Origin of the sequence: Xanthomonas sp. WHRI 7065 (assembly GCF_040203115.2) — a bacterium.
GTDB lineage: Bacteria > Pseudomonadota > Gammaproteobacteria > Xanthomonadales > Xanthomonadaceae > Xanthomonas > Xanthomonas arboricola.
In genome coordinates this window covers 4495365-4511318 of record NZ_CP168194.1, presented here as the reverse complement: position 1 = coordinate 4511318, position 15954 = coordinate 4495365, and the positions used below count along the sequence as shown (strand labels likewise).

Sequence of the window (15954 nt, the reverse complement as noted above, 5' to 3'; positions counted from 1 at the left end):
GGGGACGTCACATGAGCAAGGCGAACGAGCGCAGGCAGTCGATGTCCAGCGTGCGTACGAGTGGTCCGGTGTTGGGGGGGGTATTGGTGCTGCTGGCTGCCTGGTTCGGCTGGAGCAGCTACACGCAATGGCGCCAGGATGCGGTTGCGCAGGAGCTGGAACAGGCGCGCGACCGCGCCGTGCAGGACATCAGCCGAGCCATGGCCCAGCAGGCCAGCCAGCTCGACGCCGTGCTCAAGCAGCCACAGGTCATCGCCGCGTTGGCCAATGGCGACGCGCTGGCGGCCGCCTCAAGCATCCGCGAGCGCTTCAAGGGCGCCGAGGATGTGCAGGTCCTGTCCGGCGACCTCGCTGCTGCCTACGACAATCCCAAGGACTTCGGCTACGCGCGGCTGAGCCTGCTCGAGTCGGCACTGGTGGCAGAGCGTGCGCAGGTGCACGTGGTGCGCGATGCCAAGCAGGTCCGTCTCGGCGTGGCGGCAGCGGTGCGCCTGGGCGCGCAGCCGGCGGTGGCGTACGCGCGGCTGCCGTTGTTGCGTCTGACCGGCCCGCTGGATGCGATCGCAGTGCCCGGCAGCGCGTACCTGGCCTTGCGCCAGGGCAGCTACAACGTCGCCCAGCAAGGCGATGCGGTGCTGGGCGATGCCGCCGAAACCCTGGCCAGGCCATTGGGTAACAGCGGCCTGCGCGTGGCCGCCGCGGTACCGCAACGCGATGACGGCCCGCTGGGTCTGGGCGCCGTGGGCTGTGCGATCGTGGCCGCGCTGCTGCTCGTCATCGCCGTGCTGTTGGTGCTGGCCAGCCGTGGCCGCGTCGCCTTGCCGCGTCGCCGCGTGACCGGTGAGCCGACCGCCGACGAACCCACCTTCAGCCAGAGCCTGCAGCACGACGCCAGCCTTGCCAGCCAAGCGCGCGCGCTGGAGGCAGATGTGCCGCCCGCGCCGCCGGCGCTGGTGCCGGCCGTGCAGGTCGCCACCGCGATGTTCCGCGCCTACGACATCCGTGGCGTGGTCGGTAAGGACCTCAACCCCGGCGTCGTCGCGTTGATCGGCCAAGCCATCGGCAGCGTGATGCAGGCGCAGGGCCTGCGCGAGGTGGTGGTCGGCCGCGATGGACGGCTGTCGGGCCCGGAGCTCGCCAATGGCCTGATCGACGGCCTGCGTCGCGCCGGCTGCCAAGTGATCGACATCGGCCTGGCGCCCACCCCGGTGGTGTACTTCGGCGCCTACGAACTACGCGCCGGCAGCTGCGTGGCGGTCACCGGCAGCCACAATCCGCCCGACTACAACGGCTTCAAGATCGTGATCGGTGGCGAGACCCTGTCCGGGGCGGCGATCGCCGAACTGCACCAGCGCATCAACGAAGGCCGCCTGCACACCGCGGCAACGCCTGGCGAGCTGGAACAGCGCGACATCAGCGACGCCTACATCCAGCGCATCGCCGACGACGTGCAGCTGGACCGCCCGATCAAGGTCGTGGTGGATGCCGGCAACGGCGTGGCCGGCGATATCGCGCCGCGCCTGCTGGAAGCGATCGGCGCCGAGGTCATCCCGCTGTATTGCGAGATCGACGGCACCTTCCCCAATCATCATCCCGACCCGAGCGAGCCGCACAACCTCGACGACTTGGTGAAGATGGTGCAGCGCTTCGATGCCGATATCGGCGTGGCCTTCGATGGCGATGCCGATCGTCTGGGCGTGGTCACCAAGCAGGGCGCCATGGTGTTCCCGGACCGTCTGCTGATGCTGTTCGCTGCCGATGTGCTGCAGCGCAATCCCGGTGCGCTGGTGATCTACGACGTCAAGTGCACCGGCAAGTTGTCCGATCACGTGCTGCGCAACGGCGGCAGCCCGTTGATGTGGAAGACCGGGCACTCGCTGATCAAGGCCAAGATGCGCGAGACCGACGCCGAACTGGCCGGCGAGATGAGCGGGCACTTCTTCTTCAAGGAGCGCTGGTACGGCTTCGACGACGGCATCTATGCGGCCGCACGCCTGCTGGAAATCCTGGCCCAGCGCGAGGAAACCCCGTCGGAGGTGTTGGACGCCCTGCCCGAAAGCGTGTCCACGCCGGAAATCAAGGTGCCGGTGGATGGCGATGCGCACGCGCTGGTCGCGCGCATTGTCGAGCGTGCCCAGGCTGGTGAGGAATCGCCGTTCGAATCGGCGCGGCTGTCGACGATCGACGGATTGCGTGCGGACTTCGCCGACGGCTGGGGCCTGGTGCGTGCCTCCAACACCACGCCGATCCTGGTGCTGCGCTTCGAGGCCGATACCGAAGACGCACTGCAGCGGATTCGCGGGTTGTTCCGCAGCCAGTTGCAGGCCCTGCTGCCGGACCATCCGCTGGAATTCTGATCGACCGGTGCGTCCCGGGCGACTGCCCTGCCGGCGTCCCGGCAGGGCAGGTCGCGTCGCCACAGCTGCCGACCACACCGTGCTCGGCGCTGGCAGATGCAGGCGATCACCCCAGCGCGCGGCCCGCTCCGGCAGGCGTAGGCGATCGACGTCAGACGTTGCCCGAATAGACGCCGCTCGACGTCAGACGTTGATCGAGCAGGCGCCGCTGGACGTCAAATGTTGATCGAGCAGACGTCGCTCGCACAGATATCCCGCAAGGCTGACAGGCGAAGACGCGCATCAGTCTTTCCGGCTCAAGCCGCACGAATGCACGCGATCGCGGTCACCCGCCTCCCGGACCAAGCCTACGTGCGCGATCATCTGGCGCTGCAATCGCGGTGCCGTGTGCAGCGTGGCCGTGCAACAGCCAGACCGCATCCCAGTACGGATACCCGCCGATCTGCGCGGCCAGCCCTGCGCGTACTGGCAACGCCACCAGCGTACGCGCGAACTGTCGGTGGTCCTCAGTCGGCGCAAGCGCCGATGCCTGCATCTGCGGCTGCCACACCGTCCCGCCACGGCCGCGCGCACGATTGACCGCCTCGGCAGCCGCCCGTCGCGCGAGGGAGGCCAGTTGTAGCAGCGCAGCCTTGCCCGGTGCCTGCAACAGCGCACACCAACTGTCCGGCAGCAGCACCCAGCACAGCAACTGCGCACCCTGCCAATGACCGGCCGCCGCAAGGTTGGCTGCGGCCGCCCGCGCGCAACGCCAGTCGGCAAACAACGGCACCTGCTGATGCGTGTACAGCCGCAGGTGCCAATGCGCCGCAAGCGGCGCCGACCCGGACAACGGACGATGGAGGAGCGCGCTGGACATAGGCACAGCATGCCGATGAGCAAACAGCCGCGGCATCGGCCACGGGCCTCATTCCAGGTCGGTAACCAGCGCATCGCGACGTACGAAAAAACGCGTTGACCCCAATTAGCGAGCACCTGACGTTATCCACCGAAAACAGAGCCAATGCAGCACGCTCAATCAGCTCAGCCGCGCAGCCCGCATCGCCTCAAAGCCCGGAAATTTGGAGCGGGAGTGCGCACTTACGAATCCCCAATCCCCACTTCCCAATCCCAGCTCAATGCACCGCGCGATCCCGCCTCCAGCCGCGATGCTTCACATCCAGATACAGGCTGTAGAACGCGGTGAACGCCGGGAACAGGTTCTGCAGCACCCCCACCGAATCCTGCTTGGCCGAGAACACGAAGTAGCTCAGCGTCATCAGGCTGCCGACCACGCTCATGTACCAGAACATGCGCGGGATCACCGGCTTGCCGGCGCGCTTGGAAGCGACGAATTGCACCAGCCAGCGGCCGCCGAACATCAGTGCGCCCACATAGCCGATCAGCTTCCAGCCGGTGACATGCAGCCCGGTCCAGTACAGCCAGGTCAGCGGTTGGTCCAGCCAATGCAGTTCCATCAGCGCTCCTGCACCACGGTGCGCTTGCTGCGGGTGATCAACCAGGCCACGCCGCGCAGGTCGCGGATGCCGACCAGCGCGCGATTGAGGTTGTTGTACTTGGACACGCCGGCGGTGCGATGGCGGTGATGCACCGGCACGCTCACCGTGCGCCAGCCGGCACGCTGCATCAATGCCGGCAGATAGCGGTGCATATGATCGAAGTAGGGCAGGTCCAGGAACGCCTCGCGCTCGAACAGCTTGATGCCGCAGCCGGTATCGGGGGTGTTGTCATGCAGCATGCGCGAACGGATCGCGTTGGCCCACTTGCTGGCCCAGCGCTTGGATCCCGAATCCTGGCGGTTGACCCGCCAGCCGGCAAACAACTTCACCTGCGGCTCGGCGCTGGCGCGCGCGGTCAGCAGTTTGGGAATGTCGGCCGGATCGTTCTGGCCGTCGCCGTCGAGCGTGGCGATCCAGCTCGCACGCGCGGCCTTGACGCCGTTGCGCACCGCCGTGCTCTGGCCGCTCTGGGTCACGTGATGCAGCACGCGCAGTTCCGGCGTGGTTGTCTTCAGGCCTTGCAGCACCGCCAGGGTGTCGTCGCGCGAGTGGTCGTCGACATAGACGATCTCGAACGCCACCAGCCCGCGCAAGGCGGCGACGATCTCGCCGACCAGGGCGGCGACGTTATCGCGCTCGTTGAACACCGGGACGACGACGGAAAGCTGGGGTTGGCTCATGGATTCGTGGTGGCCAGATGAAGGCTGAGCGAAAAAGATCGCGCATTGTGCCCTGACTGTCTGAGTCAGGCATGAAGCGAACCTGCGTTGTGTGCGCTGGAGCGAGCGTCAAGCAGCCTGTAGCGTGTGCGAGCGCGTTAAATAACCTGACCCGCGCAGCCGGCAGGAGGTCGTGATCCGTGCCAGGATGGTGCTGGTAGGGCGCGGAAAGCTCAACGCTCCAGCGCGCCGCCCTGCCGATACGCCCGTCGCTGCGGGCGTGACCTCGCGGCGATGTGCGATTGCCTGGCCGCTGCGCCGCTGCGCCGCCGCGCAAGCGCGCCCTAGGCGCGCTCGCCGAAATAACTGCGGCACCACTCCACCACCTGCGGCAGGCCGTGCTCGACCGGGGTGGCCGGCTCGAAGCCGAAGGCGGCGTGCGCGCGTTGCGTATCGGCCATGGTGCGGATCATGTCGCCCGGCTGCATCGGCCGGTAGACCTTCTCGGCCGGGCGCCCGGCAGCCTGGGCGATCACGTCGATGAAGTACTCCAGCTCCACCGGGGTGTGGTTGCCCAGGTTGAACACCCGGTGCGGCACTGGCTCGCCGCTGGGCGTGTCCAGCGCGCCCAGCACGCCGGCCACGATGTCGTCGACGAAGGTGAAGTCGCGCTGCATCCTGCCGTGGTTGAACACTTCGATCGGCCGCCCCGCCAGCACCGCGCGGCTGAAGATCAGCGGCGCCATGTCCGGCCGGCCCCACGGCCCGTACACGGTGAAGAACCGCAGCCCGGTCGCGCGCAGGCCGTACAGCTGCGCATAGGTATAGCCCATCAGTTCGTTGGCGGCCTTGGTCGCCGCATACAGCGAGCGCGGCTGGTCCACGCGCTGGTCTTCGGAAAACGGCGGGGTGGCCGAATCGCCGTACACCGAACTGCTCGAGGCATACACCAGATGCTGCACACCGCGGTGCCGGCACAGTTCGAGCATGTTGACGAAGCCGACCAGGTTGCTGTCGACGTAGGCGGACGGGTTTTCCAGCGAGTAACGCACCCCCGCCTGCGCGGCCAGATGCACCACGCGTGTGGGCCGGATTTCGTCGAACAACGCGGCCAGGCCGTCGCGGTCGGTCAGGTCCAGCGTGCGGATGTCGATGCCTGGGCACAGCGCCGCCACCCGGTCGCGCTTGAGCTGCGGGTCGTAGTAGCTGTTGTAGTTGTCCAGGCCCACCACCGACTCACCGCGCGCAGCCAGCGCGCGGCAGGTGTAGGCCCCGATGAAACCGGCGGCGCCGGTGACGAGAATGGTCATTGCAGTGGTCCTGGAGATATCGGAAGCGGGCAGGCAGGTGGCGCTCAGAACAGCCCGAAGCGCTTTTTGGCGACGTTGACGCGATCGAGCGCAATGATGTCCCCAATCCCCTTGGCATCGAAGCGATCCAGCAGCGCATCGCTGCCGTCCTTCAGTTTCAGCGCCATCTCCTCCGGATACAGCGGCACCACCGTCATGAACACGATGGTCTTGTCGGCATCAATGGCCAGGCGCGCAAATCCCTCGGGCGTGCTCACCGGCGGCAGCACGATGGCGCCGTCGAAGCGCACGCCGGGTGCGTAGGGTTCGGCCGGATGGCCATTGGGAATGGTGTGGCCGAAGCCCAGCCAGGTCTCGAACTTGTGCGGCAGCCGGGCCAGGGTCTTGAGCAGGCGGATCGGCCAGTAGTGGCGCGGGTCTTCGAAGTCGCGCTGGTCCATCGGCCAATCGGCGGGCAGGCTCAGCATCAGCTCCATGTACTGCGGCGCTTCCACACCCTCGGGCAGGGTCATCGGCCGGTCGCTCATGCCCGAGGTCACCAGCCGCAGGTACGGGACCTCCGCGGTGGCGGGCACCACATGCACGTCCAGATGCACGGCGTCGGAGATGATTTCGTGCAGGACTCCCGAGATCGGCCCCAGGTGCTGCTCGATATGTGCGCTGATCTGCTCGATGCAGTCGCCGCCGTGTGCCGGCTCGAATGCCTTTTCCTGCGCGTGCAGCATCAGCGTGCTGCCGCCGGGGCTGATCTGGTCGTCTTCAGTGCTCATGGGTTGCTCCGGTTGATGGCCGCACCTGATCGCATGCGCGCACTCACCCCAGACTGAGCGGTGCTTCGCTGGCCAGCGTTGCCTTGCGTTCGGCGCTGAACGCCCACCACGGCCGTGGCGCCTCGCCTTGCATGAAGCGCGTGATCGACAGGAACACGTCGATCACGCAGGGATCGTGCAGCACGCCGGTGCGAAGACACAGCTGCGCATACATGTCGTAGGCATCGCGACCGCGCAACTGCGCGGCAACCCGGATGCCGATCCGCTGCAGATCCTTTTCGCAGGCCGGCCCCACGTTCGGCAGGTCGGTCAGATGCAGCAGGTGCTTGCGATCGACCTTGGCGGGATTCATTGCCGGGGATGCTCCTGGTGCGGGTGCACAGGCTCAGCTGCGCTGCAGGCGCAGGCGTTCGAGCACGCCGTCCAGCGTGTCCAGGTCGGTGTAGTGGATCACCAGCTTGCCCTTGCCGCCGCGGCCGTGGTTGAACACCACCTTGGTGCCCAGCGATTCGGACAGTTCGGTCTCCAGCGAGGCGATATCGGCCTGCGGCGCAGCGGCGGCCGGCTTGCCCTTGCGCAGGGCACCGGGCACCTTGCCGGCGGCGAACTGCTGCGCACGGTGTTCGACCTCGCGCACCGACCAGCCCTGGTCGGCCGCTTCCTGCGCCAGCTTGCTGGCCAGCTCCGGCGCCAGGGTCAGCAGCGCACGCGCATGGCCCATTTCCAGGCGGCGGGTTTCCAGCAGCACGCGGATCGCCACCGGCAATTCCAGCAGCCGCAGCAGGTTGGACACCGACGCACGCGAGCGGCCCACCGCACCGGCGGCCTCGGCGTGGGTCAGCGAAAATTCGTCGATCAAGCGCTGCAGCGCCTGCGCTTCTTCCAGCGGGTTGAGGTCTTCGCGCTGGATGTTCTCGATCAGCGCCATCGCGATGACGGTGCGGTCGTCCAGCTCGCGCACCACCACCGGGACTTCGCTCAGCCCAGCCAGCTGCGAGGCGCGCCAGCGACGTTCGCCGGCCACGATCTCGAACTGCCCCGGCGCCAGCTCGCGCGCCACGATCGGCTGGATCACCCCCTGCGCCTTGATCGACTCCGCCAGCTCGGCCAGCTTGACCTCGTCCATCTCCTTACGCGGCTGGTACTTGCCCGGCTGCAATTGGGTGACCGGCAACCGGCGCAGGCTGTCGCCCGGCTGCAAGGCCTCCTCGCTGGCCGCGCTCGGCGCCGCGGCGGCGGCCGCGCCCTTCGGCCCCAGCAGCGCTTCCAGGCCACGGCCCAGGCCGCGCTTCTTTGCGGGGATCGGCTTGTTCATCAGACGGTCTCCACGGGCCGGTAGGCCTTGTTGCGGTCGTTCTGGCGGCGCACGATTTCGCCGGCCAGCCCCAGGTAGGCCACGCCACCGCGCGAGGTGCGGTCGTAACCGACGATGCTCTGGCCATGGCTGGGTGCTTCGGCCAAGCGCACGTTGCGCGGCACGATGGTGCGGAACACCTTGTCGCCGAAATGCTCGGTCAGCTCTGCCGACACCGCATTGGCAAGGTTGTTGCGGATGTCGAACATCGTGCGCAGCACGCCTTCGATTTCCAGCGCCGGATTGAGGTTGGCGCGCAACGCCTCGATGGTTTCCAGCAGCGCGGTCAGTCCTTCCAGTGCGTAGTACTCGCACTGCATCGGCACGATGATCGAATCGGCCGCGGTCAGGGCATTGAGCGTCAGCAGCGACAACGCCGGCGGGCAGTCGATCAGGATGAAGTCGTACTCGTCGCGGATCGGCGCCAGGGCGCGCTTAAGCCGCTGCTCGCGCTCGCCCTGATCCATCAGCTGGATCTCGGCTGCGGTCAGGTCGATGTTGCCCGGCAGCAGGTCGAAGCCTTCCGGCGCGGTGACCCGGATTTCGGCGGCGGTGTTTTCGCCCAGCAACAGGTCGCAGGTCGAGGCAGCCACGTCGCGCTTGTCGATGCCGCTGCCCATGGTCGCGTTGCCCTGCGAGTCCAGATCCACCAGCAACACGCGCTTGGGCGCGCGCGCCAGGCCGGCCGCCAGATTGACCGCGGTCGTGGTCTTGCCGACGCCGCCTTTCTGGTTGGCAATGGCGATGATCCGGGCCATGCGGGAGAGCCTCGTGGGCAGGGAGTAAGACCGGCCATTATGCGGGCAGGGCGTCGGATCGGGAAATGCCGCCCGCGGCAGTGCGCTGCACGGGCGGGAATGACGGCTGCGCCGGTCAGCCGGTGGGCGCCGCGCCGGCCGGCGGCTCCTTCATCGCCCGGTAGCGCTGCAGGATGTCGGCGATCTCGCCGTCCAGCGCCACCCGTTGCTGCTCGAAGCTGGTCTGCAGACGCAATTGCGCCATCAGCTCGCGATGGCGTTGCTGGATGTCGGCGGCCAGCTTGTCGGCCACCGCCTGGCCGGCCAGTTCGCGGTCGCCGGCGCTGCGCAGCATGCTGGCCAGCCCTTCGCGCAGGCTGGTCACGTTGAAGCGCGCGGTGTGGATGTTGTTGTCGACGATGGCGATGCGCTCGTTGAACACCCGGCGCAGGTCGTCCTCGCTCTGGTAGGACATCAACATCGCCTGGTCGGTGCGCTGGCGCATCTGCTCGGCGGCCAGGTCGGCCTGGCGTTGCTGCTCGCTGGCGGCTGCTGCGGCGCGCTCGTCGCTGTTCATGGCGCGCTGCACCTCGGCGCTGCGCAGGCCGCTCTTGGCGTTGAATTCGTCGCGCGCCTGATTGACCGCCTCCGGCGGCAGCGTATCGCTGCACACCCGGGCGCCGTTCTGGTTCCAGCAATACAGCTTCTTCGCGGCCGGCTTGTCCTGCGCGATGGCAGGCGCGGCGGCCACGGCTGCCGCAACGGCGGCGAGTAACGCCAAACGGGTGTGTCTCGGCATCATCGCAGCCCCCTGTCGCCTGCCGTCAGCCTGTGGTGTCGGTGCCGTAGCGGCCACGATAGGCCAGCAGCGGTTCCCGGAAGCCCACAAGGTCGGCGTTTCCTGCCGCAAAAGCAAGCAGGTCGCCCAGGTTGGCCACCGCGATCACCGGGATGCCGGCCTCGGCCGCCACCGCCTGCGCAGCCGAGCGGCGATCCTGCTCGGAGGCGATCTCCTGCCGGTCCAGCGCCACCACGATCCCGGACGGAATGCCGCCGGCGCCACGGATGATGCCCAGCGCCTCGCGGATCGCGGTGCCGGCAGTGATCACGTCGTCGACGATCAGCACCTTGCGGCCCTCAAGCGCCGCACCGATCAGGCTGCCGCCCTCGCCATGGTCCTTGGCTTCCTTGCGGTTGAACGCCAGCGGCAGGTCGCGCCCGCGCCCGGCGTAGGCGCAGGCCAGTGCGGTCGCCAGCGGGATGCCCTTGTAGGCCGGCCCGAACAACAGATCGAACTCCAACCCCGCCGCGTCGATCGCATCGGCATAGCACTGCGCCAGCTGCGCAGTCTTGGCGCCCGAATCGAAGCGCCCGGCATTGAAGAAATACGGGCTGAGCCGCCCGGACTTGAGCGTGAACTCGCCAAAGCGCAGGGCATCGGCGCCCAGGGCCAGCTGCAGGAAACGGGTGCGGTGGTCGGTCATTGACGGGAATGGGGAATGGAGAATCGGGAATGGTAAACGCATCGTGCCTCGGCAGCCTTCGCAGCTGCGCTGGGGTAGGCTTTACGATTCCCTATTCCCGACTTCCCATTCCCGGCCTATGCGCATCATCAGTTTCAACGCCAACGGCCTGCGCTCGGCCGTCACCAAGGGTTTCTTCGAGTGGTTCGCCGACCAGGACGCCGACGTGCTGTGCGTGCAGGAGACCAAGGCCCAGGAGCATCAGCTGGCCGGTCCCAAGTTCCTGCCCACCGGCTACAAGGCCTGGTTCCGCGACGCCAGCACCAAGAAGGGCTACAGCGGCGTGGCCATCTACAGCAGGCACGAGCCCGATGAAGTGCGCACCGCGCTGGGCTGGCCCGAGTTCGACGAAGAAGGCCGCTATGTCGAAGCGCGCTTCGGCAACCTCAGCGTGGTGTCCTTCTATATTCCATCCGGCTCCTCAGGCGAGTTGCGCCAGGGCTACAAGTTCCAGGTGATGGAATGGCTGCGGCCGATCCTGGAGCAGTGGCTGGCCAGCGGCCGGCAGTACGTGCTGTGCGGCGACTGGAACATCGTGCGCTCGGCGCTGGACATCAAGAACTGGAAGTCCAACCAGAAGAATTCCGGCTGCCTGCCGCCCGAGCGCGACTGGCTCAACGGCCTGTGCGCCGATGCGCTGGAAGACGCCAACGCCGCCAGCGGCCGCGGCTGGGTCGACACCTACCGCGTGCTGCATCCCCAGGGCCAGGACTACACCTGGTGGAGCAACCGCGGCGCAGCGCGCACCAACAACGTCGGTTGGCGCATCGACTACCAACTGGTCACCCCCGGCCTGCGCGACAAGGTGAAGGCCTGCTCCATCTACCGCGAGCAGCGCTTCTCCGACCACGCGCCGTACATCGTGGATTACGCGGAGTGAGTGAGGGCGCGCGGCTGGCAGTGACGAGCATGGGGACGGTTGGCCAGGCCCCGCAGTGGGGTGCTTCCAGTCGCTGCGTGGAGATCAACCTCGAGTGCGTGCAGGCTGTGCCTGGCCGCAGCCTGATAGTGATTGATCCTTCATGGAGCCAATCATGCGTTTCCGGCAGGGCAATCCGCGCAGCGGCTGGCGATACTGCCCACCCGGCAACAATCAGCACCCGTTCCCAGCGGCCACACGCATGACCAAGCCTGTACCCAACTACAAAGGACTGCGCGGCATCCGGCAGGCCTTCGCCACGCCATCGGCGGCAACCATGGCACTGTTGGGTTTCGGCAGCGGTCTGCCGTTTCTGTTGATCGCCTCGCAGACCCTGTCCACCCGGCTGCGCGACGTCGGGCTGGATCTGGGCAGCATCGGTCTGATCAGCCTGGCCAGCTTCTTCTACCTGCTCAAGTTTCTGTGGGCTCCGCTGATCGACCGCTATGCGTTCCCGATCACCGCGTTTCTGGGCCGCCGGCGTTCCTGGCTGCTGGTCTCGCAACTCGGCGTCACTGCCGGCCTGTTCGCACTGGCGTTTTCGCGCCCGGACATGAGTGTCACCGGCCTGGTCGCCTGGGTGCTGTTCGCCTCGTTCTGGGGCGCCACGCAGGATTCGGTGGTGGATGCCTACCGCATCGAAATTGCCCCGGACACGGCGCAGGCCGCCTTGGCGGCGACCTACACCCTGGGCTATCGGATCGGCCTGATCCTCGGTGGCGCCGGGGCGCTGTACCTGGCCGAATACCTCAACTGGACCTCGGCGTACCTGGCCATGTCGGCGCTGATGCTGCTGCCGATCATCACCACCCTGGTATGCCGCGAGCCGGACCGGCCGCTGGTCACGGTGGTGCGTCGCATCGACGTAGCCGGCGCATTCTGGCAGCCCATTTCCAGTTTCTTCTCCAGCAATGGGCTGGCGCTGGGCATCGTCCTGCTGGCATTTGTCGGCCTGTTCAAGTTCCCGGATCAGGTGATCGGCGTGATGGCCGGGCCGTTCTATCTGGATTCGGGCTACACCAAGGCCGACATCGCCACGGTGTCCAAGCTGTTCGGTGTATGGATGGGCATCGTCGGCGCGTTCGCCGGCGGTGCGGCGGTGGCGGCGTTCGGTTTCCGTCGCATGCTGCTGGTGGCCGCCCTGGGCGTGGCGCTGTCCAACCTGGCGTTTTTGCTGATGGCGCAGAACCCCGGCAAATTGTGGGCGTTCTACGCCGCACTCAGTGCCGACAATCTGTTCCAGGGGTTCGCCGGTACCGTGCTGGTGGCCTTCATGTCATCGCTGACAAATCGCAATTTCACCGCCACCCAGTACGCCTTGCTGGTGTCGCTCGCCAATTTGCCGGGTAAATTCGCCGGCGGTGTGTCCGGGTTCCTGGTCGAGGCCACCTCCTACAGCACCTTCTTCATGCTCAGCGCCCTGACCGTGGTTCCCACGCTGGCCCTGCTTGCCTGGCTGTGGCCGCGGCTGGATGCCCGCGATGGGCGCCCGGATTGAAACGGCCGCCCAGGTTGTCGATGATGCAGGCGGGGCAGCGCAGTGCACGAGGCAGGGCATGACCGATCTGGTGTTGCGGGACATCGATCCATTGCTGGTGGACAGGATTCGTCGCATCTCCGTCGCTCGCGGCTGGACCCAGCATCAGACCGTGATGCATCTGCTCGAACAGGGCCTGTTCGCCAGCGAATACGAAGTCACCGGCGGCCTGCAACACCCGGAAGTCGATGCCCTGGCCGAAGCGATTGCCGCGCTCAAGGCGCTGCCGGCGGGGAATAGTCCGTAGCTGCAAACGGTCAGCCAGCGCTGCCTCGCGTGCGAATCCATTCGGCGCGAGGATGCTGCGAATGCGGGCGCTCGCATTGATCCAGCCCCCTCACGCCGGATAGATCGCCCCCAGCAACCGCGGCCCGGCCGCCCCGGTCACCGACGGCAGATTGGCCGCACGGCCTGCGAGCAGCTCCGCGGCCAACCATGCGAACCCCATCGCCTCCAGATAGTCCGGATCCAGCCCATGCCGCGCGCTGGATTCCACCACCACGCCCGGCAATCGCGCCGCCAGTCGTGCCGCCAGTCGTGCCATCAATACCGGATTGCGCACCCCGCCACCGCACACCAGCACCCGGCGGGTATCGGGCTGCAGCCGCAGCAACGCGTCGGCGACGCTGGCCGCGGTCAGTTCGAGCAGGGTCGCCTGCACATCGGCCGCAGATAGCGCCACGTCTCCCAGTGACCGCATCGCCTGCATCGCCCAGTCCAGATGGAACTGCTCGCGTCCGGTGCTCTTGGGCGGTGCCAGCGCAAACCACGGGTCGGCCAGCAACGCCTGCAGCAGTGCGGTATCGACGCGCCCGCTGGCGGCAAACGCACCGTCGGCATCGAACGGGGTGCCGCGATGCTGCTGGCACCAGCTGTCCAGCAATGCATTGGCTGGCCCGGTATCGAAGCCCAGCACCGCGCCATCGCGCGGGATCAGCGTCAGGTTGCCGATGCCGCCCAGATTGAGCACCGCGCGGTCTTCATCGCCAGTGCCCAGCATGGCCAGATGGAAGGCCGGCATCAGCGGCGCGCCCTGGCCGCCGGCAGCCACATCGCGACGGCGGAAATCGGCCACCGTGGTGATGCCGGTGTGCTCGGCAATCCGGCTGGCATCGCCGATCTGCCAGGTGAAGGCCGGATCGGCCTTGGGTCGATGCCGAATGGTCTGCCCATGCGAGCCGATCGCGCGAACGCGCCCACGCGCGATGCCGCTGTCGCGGATCAGTTGATTGGCCGCGGCCGCAAACGCCAGCCCCACCTGCGCATCCAGGCGTCCAAGCGCATCGATGGCGATCACGTCGGCGCCCTGGCCCAGCATCACCAGCGTGTCGCGCAGTTGCGGCTCCCAGGCCACGGTGGTGCCGGCAACCAGTTCGCAGCGGCGATGGCTGTCATCGGCAAAGCGCACCAGTGCGGCATCGATGCCGTCGGCGCTGGTGCCCGACATCAGGCCCAGGTAGAGCGGGGATTCCAGGTGTTCCGGAGCAGACATGCCAGAGCCAGTTGCACAGTGGTCATGCAGCTTGTGCAGCCGGGGTGGGAGAGTCAACCGGCCCTGCACGCATGGCGGTGAGGCCAATGGGCTGTACGCGCGTCAGTCAGCGCTGCACCGGCAGCGCCGACTGTCGCGTCGGCATCATGGTTTCCACTGGACGCTGGCAGCGATCCGGCGCCGGCCGCAACGTTGCATGAGCTGCCAGCTCCTTCGCGAACCGCTGCGCAGCCATCCGACCGGCGATGGCCAGGTCGGCGGCTGAGAAGTTAGCCGCCGCCACTCAACCGCGCGGCTTGCCCTTGGCAGGCTTGCCGGCGTCGGCGTAGATCAACTTCTCCATGCCTTCGATACGCGCCAGCGCCGGCGCCGTCTGCGCGCGGAAGGCGGCCAGCTCGGCACCCTGCAAGGGCTCGGGCGGCGGCATGGTCACCGACATCGGGTTGCGCTGCTGCCCGGCGACACGGAACTCGTAATGCAGATGCGGGCCGGTCGCCAGGCCGGTCATGCCGACATAGCCGATCACCGTGCCCTGGTTGATGCGCTGGCCGGCCTTGATCTTGCCGAAGCGCGACATGTGCCCGTACAGCGTGCTGAAGTTCCTGCCATGGTCCAGGATGACCACATTGCCGTAGCCGCGCTGGGTGCCGACGAACACCACCCGCGCATCGCCGGCAGCCATGATCGGCGTGCCCGAGGCTGCCGCGTAGTCCACGCCCTTGTGCATGCGCATGGTGCCCAGCACCGGATGCTTGCGTGCCCCAAAGGTCGAGCTGATGCGGCTGTAGGCCACCGGCATCCGGATGAAGCTCTTCTTCAACGGCCGGCCGGTGATGTCGAAATACTCGGCCGGCTTGCCGGCACGCTCGAAACGGAAGCCGGTGTAGGTCTTGCCGCCGGTGGTAAAGGTCGCTGCCAGGATGTCGCCGGTATTGATCCGCTCGCCCTCGCGCCAGGTTTCGTCCATCACCACGCTGAAGCGATCGCCCGGCTGCAGATCCTTGTCGAAGTCGATGTCGTACTTGAAGATCTCGTCGGTCATGATCGCCACCGCTGCCGGCGACAACCCCGACTTGCCGGCCGAGGCGTACAGCGAGCTGCTGATTTCCCCGCTCGCCACCACCGTGCGCGTGGTCGTCACCCGCTCGGTGACGTTCTCGCGCACGCTGTCGCCCAGCAGGCGCAGCTCCACGCGGTGGCTGTCGTCGCGGTCGAAGCGCAATGCGCGCAACTCGCCCGGCGTTGGCATATCGAAGGCGATCTCGGCGCCCGGACGCAGCTTGGTCAGCGCCTCCTTGGTGCCCGGATGCGCCAGTACCTGGTACATCACCGCCGTCGGGATTCCCAGCTCGCCGAACAAGGTGCTCAGCGTCTGCCCGGACTTGACCTGCAGAATTTCCCAATCGGTGCTCGGCGCCAGTTGCTTGCGGCTCGGCACCAACGGCGGCAGCGGCAAGGCCAGCGTGGAATGGCTGGACAGCGGGGTATCGATGGCGTTGGAGAAGCCCGGCACGATCGTGGCCACCAGCGCACCGATGGTCGCGAACAGGCTGGCATGGATCCAATGACGGCGTGTCCACCGGTCGTTGAATGCCGCCGGCAGATGCGCCTTGAGCTTGCGATGCAGGGCAGTGTCGTGGAGGACGTGGAGGCGTTCGTGAAAGCGCCGCTTGCGTGCACGGCCCTGCTCTGAGTTCTGCATCGTTCAAATTCCTCGCTGGCTCGAAGTGCGAGCCCAATCGCCGGTACCATAGACAGCCTGTAACAGCGCGTCAAACCATTGAGCCTGTTCGTTTA

General features: G+C 67.2%; 16 protein-coding genes. 4 read left to right on the top strand and 12 right to left on the bottom strand.

The genetic code is table 11. The features are described 5' to 3' along the window. Positions 1-11: 11 nt before the first annotated feature. Positions 12-2357 (top strand): phosphomannomutase/phosphoglucomutase, encoded by a 2346-nt coding sequence (locus ABQY64_RS18805; RefSeq protein WP_349780531.1) that lies wholly within the window; start codon positions 12-14, stop codon positions 2355-2357. Positions 2358-2682: 325 nt separating this feature from the next. Here ABQY64_RS18805 and ABQY64_RS18800 read toward each other — a convergent pair whose 3' ends face one another. The 10 genes from ABQY64_RS18800 to pyrE form a co-directional block, all read right to left on the bottom strand. Continuing rightward, the gene (locus tag ABQY64_RS18800; RefSeq protein ID WP_374151317.1) at positions 2683-3216 is read right to left on the bottom strand and encodes a hypothetical protein; all 534 of its coding nucleotides are present in this window, start codon (positions 3214-3216) and stop codon (positions 2683-2685) included. 256 nt (positions 3217-3472) lie between these two features. Further along, the gene (locus ABQY64_RS18795; RefSeq protein WP_016901963.1) at positions 3473-3814 is read right to left on the bottom strand and encodes a lipid-A-disaccharide synthase N-terminal domain-containing protein; all 342 of its coding nucleotides are present in this window, start codon (positions 3812-3814) and stop codon (positions 3473-3475) included. Then, positions 3814-4536, bottom strand: a complete 723-nt coding sequence (locus tag ABQY64_RS18790) for a glycosyltransferase family 2 protein (RefSeq protein ID WP_024940453.1) — start codon at positions 4534-4536, stop codon at positions 3814-3816. Before ABQY64_RS18790 ends, ABQY64_RS18795 begins: the two co-directional genes overlap by 1 nt. Positions 4537-4859: 323 nt before the next feature. Further along, complete coding sequence (locus tag ABQY64_RS18785; protein ID WP_349780529.1) at positions 4860-5825, bottom strand: SDR family NAD(P)-dependent oxidoreductase; 966 nt, start codon at positions 5823-5825, stop codon at positions 4860-4862. A 44-nt stretch (positions 5826-5869) separates the two neighbouring features. Next, on the bottom strand, positions 5870-6595 hold the full coding sequence (locus ABQY64_RS18780; protein WP_349780528.1) for a suppressor of fused domain protein: 726 nt from the start codon (positions 6593-6595) through the stop codon (positions 5870-5872). A 43-nt stretch (positions 6596-6638) separates the two neighbouring features. After that, on the bottom strand, positions 6639-6947 hold the full coding sequence (locus tag ABQY64_RS18775; protein WP_016901959.1) for a helix-hairpin-helix domain-containing protein: 309 nt from the start codon (positions 6945-6947) through the stop codon (positions 6639-6641). 33 nt (positions 6948-6980) lie between these two features. Beyond that, positions 6981-7910, bottom strand: coding sequence for a ParB/RepB/Spo0J family partition protein (locus tag ABQY64_RS18770; RefSeq protein ID WP_039510312.1), 930 nt, complete (start codon positions 7908-7910; stop codon positions 6981-6983). Then, positions 7910-8707: a ParA family protein gene (locus ABQY64_RS18765; RefSeq protein WP_016901957.1), complete on the bottom strand. Its 798-nt coding sequence runs from the start codon at positions 8705-8707 to the stop codon at positions 7910-7912. Before ABQY64_RS18765 ends, ABQY64_RS18770 begins: the two co-directional genes overlap by 1 nt. Before the next feature lie 115 nt (positions 8708-8822). Next, positions 8823-9488, bottom strand: coding sequence for a hypothetical protein (locus ABQY64_RS18760; protein WP_100224744.1), 666 nt, complete (start codon positions 9486-9488; stop codon positions 8823-8825). Between the two features lie 22 nt (positions 9489-9510). Continuing rightward, complete coding sequence (pyrE, locus tag ABQY64_RS18755) at positions 9511-10170, bottom strand: orotate phosphoribosyltransferase (RefSeq protein ID WP_349780527.1); 660 nt, start codon at positions 10168-10170, stop codon at positions 9511-9513. A gap of 118 nt (positions 10171-10288) precedes the next feature. Here pyrE and ABQY64_RS18750 point away from each other — a divergent pair, with 118 nt between their 5' ends. The 3 genes from ABQY64_RS18750 (at position 10289) to ABQY64_RS18740 (ending at position 12912) form a co-directional block, all read left to right on the top strand. After that, on the top strand, positions 10289-11089 hold the full coding sequence (locus ABQY64_RS18750) for an exodeoxyribonuclease III (RefSeq protein WP_039524873.1): 801 nt from the start codon (positions 10289-10291) through the stop codon (positions 11087-11089). Between the two features lie 241 nt (positions 11090-11330). After that, positions 11331-12626, top strand: coding sequence for an MFS transporter (locus ABQY64_RS18745; RefSeq protein ID WP_349780526.1), 1296 nt, complete (start codon positions 11331-11333; stop codon positions 12624-12626). Between the two features lie 58 nt (positions 12627-12684). Then, the gene (locus ABQY64_RS18740; protein WP_016901952.1) at positions 12685-12912 is read left to right on the top strand and encodes a hypothetical protein; all 228 of its coding nucleotides are present in this window, start codon (positions 12685-12687) and stop codon (positions 12910-12912) included. Positions 12913-13002: 90 nt separating this feature from the next. On the opposite strand, the gene ABQY64_RS18735 is transcribed toward ABQY64_RS18740, so the two are convergent. Both ABQY64_RS18735 and ABQY64_RS18730 read right to left on the bottom strand, forming a co-directional pair. Continuing rightward, positions 13003-14157, bottom strand: a complete 1155-nt coding sequence (locus ABQY64_RS18735; RefSeq protein ID WP_349780525.1) for an anhydro-N-acetylmuramic acid kinase — start codon at positions 14155-14157, stop codon at positions 13003-13005. Positions 14158-14440: 283 nt separating this feature from the next. Beyond that, on the bottom strand, positions 14441-15859 hold the full coding sequence (locus tag ABQY64_RS18730) for a M23 family metallopeptidase (protein WP_349780524.1): 1419 nt from the start codon (positions 15857-15859) through the stop codon (positions 14441-14443). Positions 15860-15954: the final 95 nt, after the last annotated feature.

Excerpts from the sequence above, each read along its gene's own strand:
- ABQY64_RS18805 (WP_349780531.1), top strand. The coding sequence starts at position 12 with ATGAGCAAGGCGAACGAGCGCAGGCAGTCGATGTCCAGCGTGCGTACG.
- ABQY64_RS18800 (WP_374151317.1), bottom strand. The coding sequence starts at position 3,216 with ATGTCCAGCGCGCTCCTCCATCGTCCGTTGTCCGGGTCGGCGCCGCTT.
- ABQY64_RS18795 (WP_016901963.1), bottom strand. The coding sequence starts at position 3,814 with ATGGAACTGCATTGGCTGGACCAACCGCTGACCTGGCTGTACTGGACC.
- ABQY64_RS18790 (WP_024940453.1), bottom strand. The coding sequence starts at position 4,536 with ATGAGCCAACCCCAGCTTTCCGTCGTCGTCCCGGTGTTCAACGAGCGC.
- ABQY64_RS18785 (WP_349780529.1), bottom strand. The coding sequence starts at position 5,825 with ATGACCATTCTCGTCACCGGCGCCGCCGGTTTCATCGGGGCCTACACC.
- ABQY64_RS18780 (WP_349780528.1), bottom strand. The coding sequence starts at position 6,595 with ATGAGCACTGAAGACGACCAGATCAGCCCCGGCGGCAGCACGCTGATG.
- ABQY64_RS18775 (WP_016901959.1), bottom strand. The coding sequence starts at position 6,947 with ATGAATCCCGCCAAGGTCGATCGCAAGCACCTGCTGCATCTGACCGAC.
- ABQY64_RS18770 (WP_039510312.1), bottom strand. The coding sequence starts at position 7,910 with ATGAACAAGCCGATCCCCGCAAAGAAGCGCGGCCTGGGCCGTGGCCTG.
- ABQY64_RS18765 (WP_016901957.1), bottom strand. The coding sequence starts at position 8,707 with ATGGCCCGGATCATCGCCATTGCCAACCAGAAAGGCGGCGTCGGCAAG.
- ABQY64_RS18760 (WP_100224744.1), bottom strand. The coding sequence starts at position 9,488 with ATGATGCCGAGACACACCCGTTTGGCGTTACTCGCCGCCGTTGCGGCA.
- pyrE (WP_349780527.1), bottom strand. The coding sequence starts at position 10,170 with ATGACCGACCACCGCACCCGTTTCCTGCAGCTGGCCCTGGGCGCCGAT.
- ABQY64_RS18750 (WP_039524873.1), top strand. The coding sequence starts at position 10,289 with ATGCGCATCATCAGTTTCAACGCCAACGGCCTGCGCTCGGCCGTCACC.
- ABQY64_RS18745 (WP_349780526.1), top strand. The coding sequence starts at position 11,331 with ATGACCAAGCCTGTACCCAACTACAAAGGACTGCGCGGCATCCGGCAG.
- ABQY64_RS18740 (WP_016901952.1), top strand. The coding sequence starts at position 12,685 with ATGACCGATCTGGTGTTGCGGGACATCGATCCATTGCTGGTGGACAGG.
- ABQY64_RS18735 (WP_349780525.1), bottom strand. The coding sequence starts at position 14,157 with ATGTCTGCTCCGGAACACCTGGAATCCCCGCTCTACCTGGGCCTGATG.
- ABQY64_RS18730 (WP_349780524.1), bottom strand. The coding sequence starts at position 15,859 with ATGCAGAACTCAGAGCAGGGCCGTGCACGCAAGCGGCGCTTTCACGAA.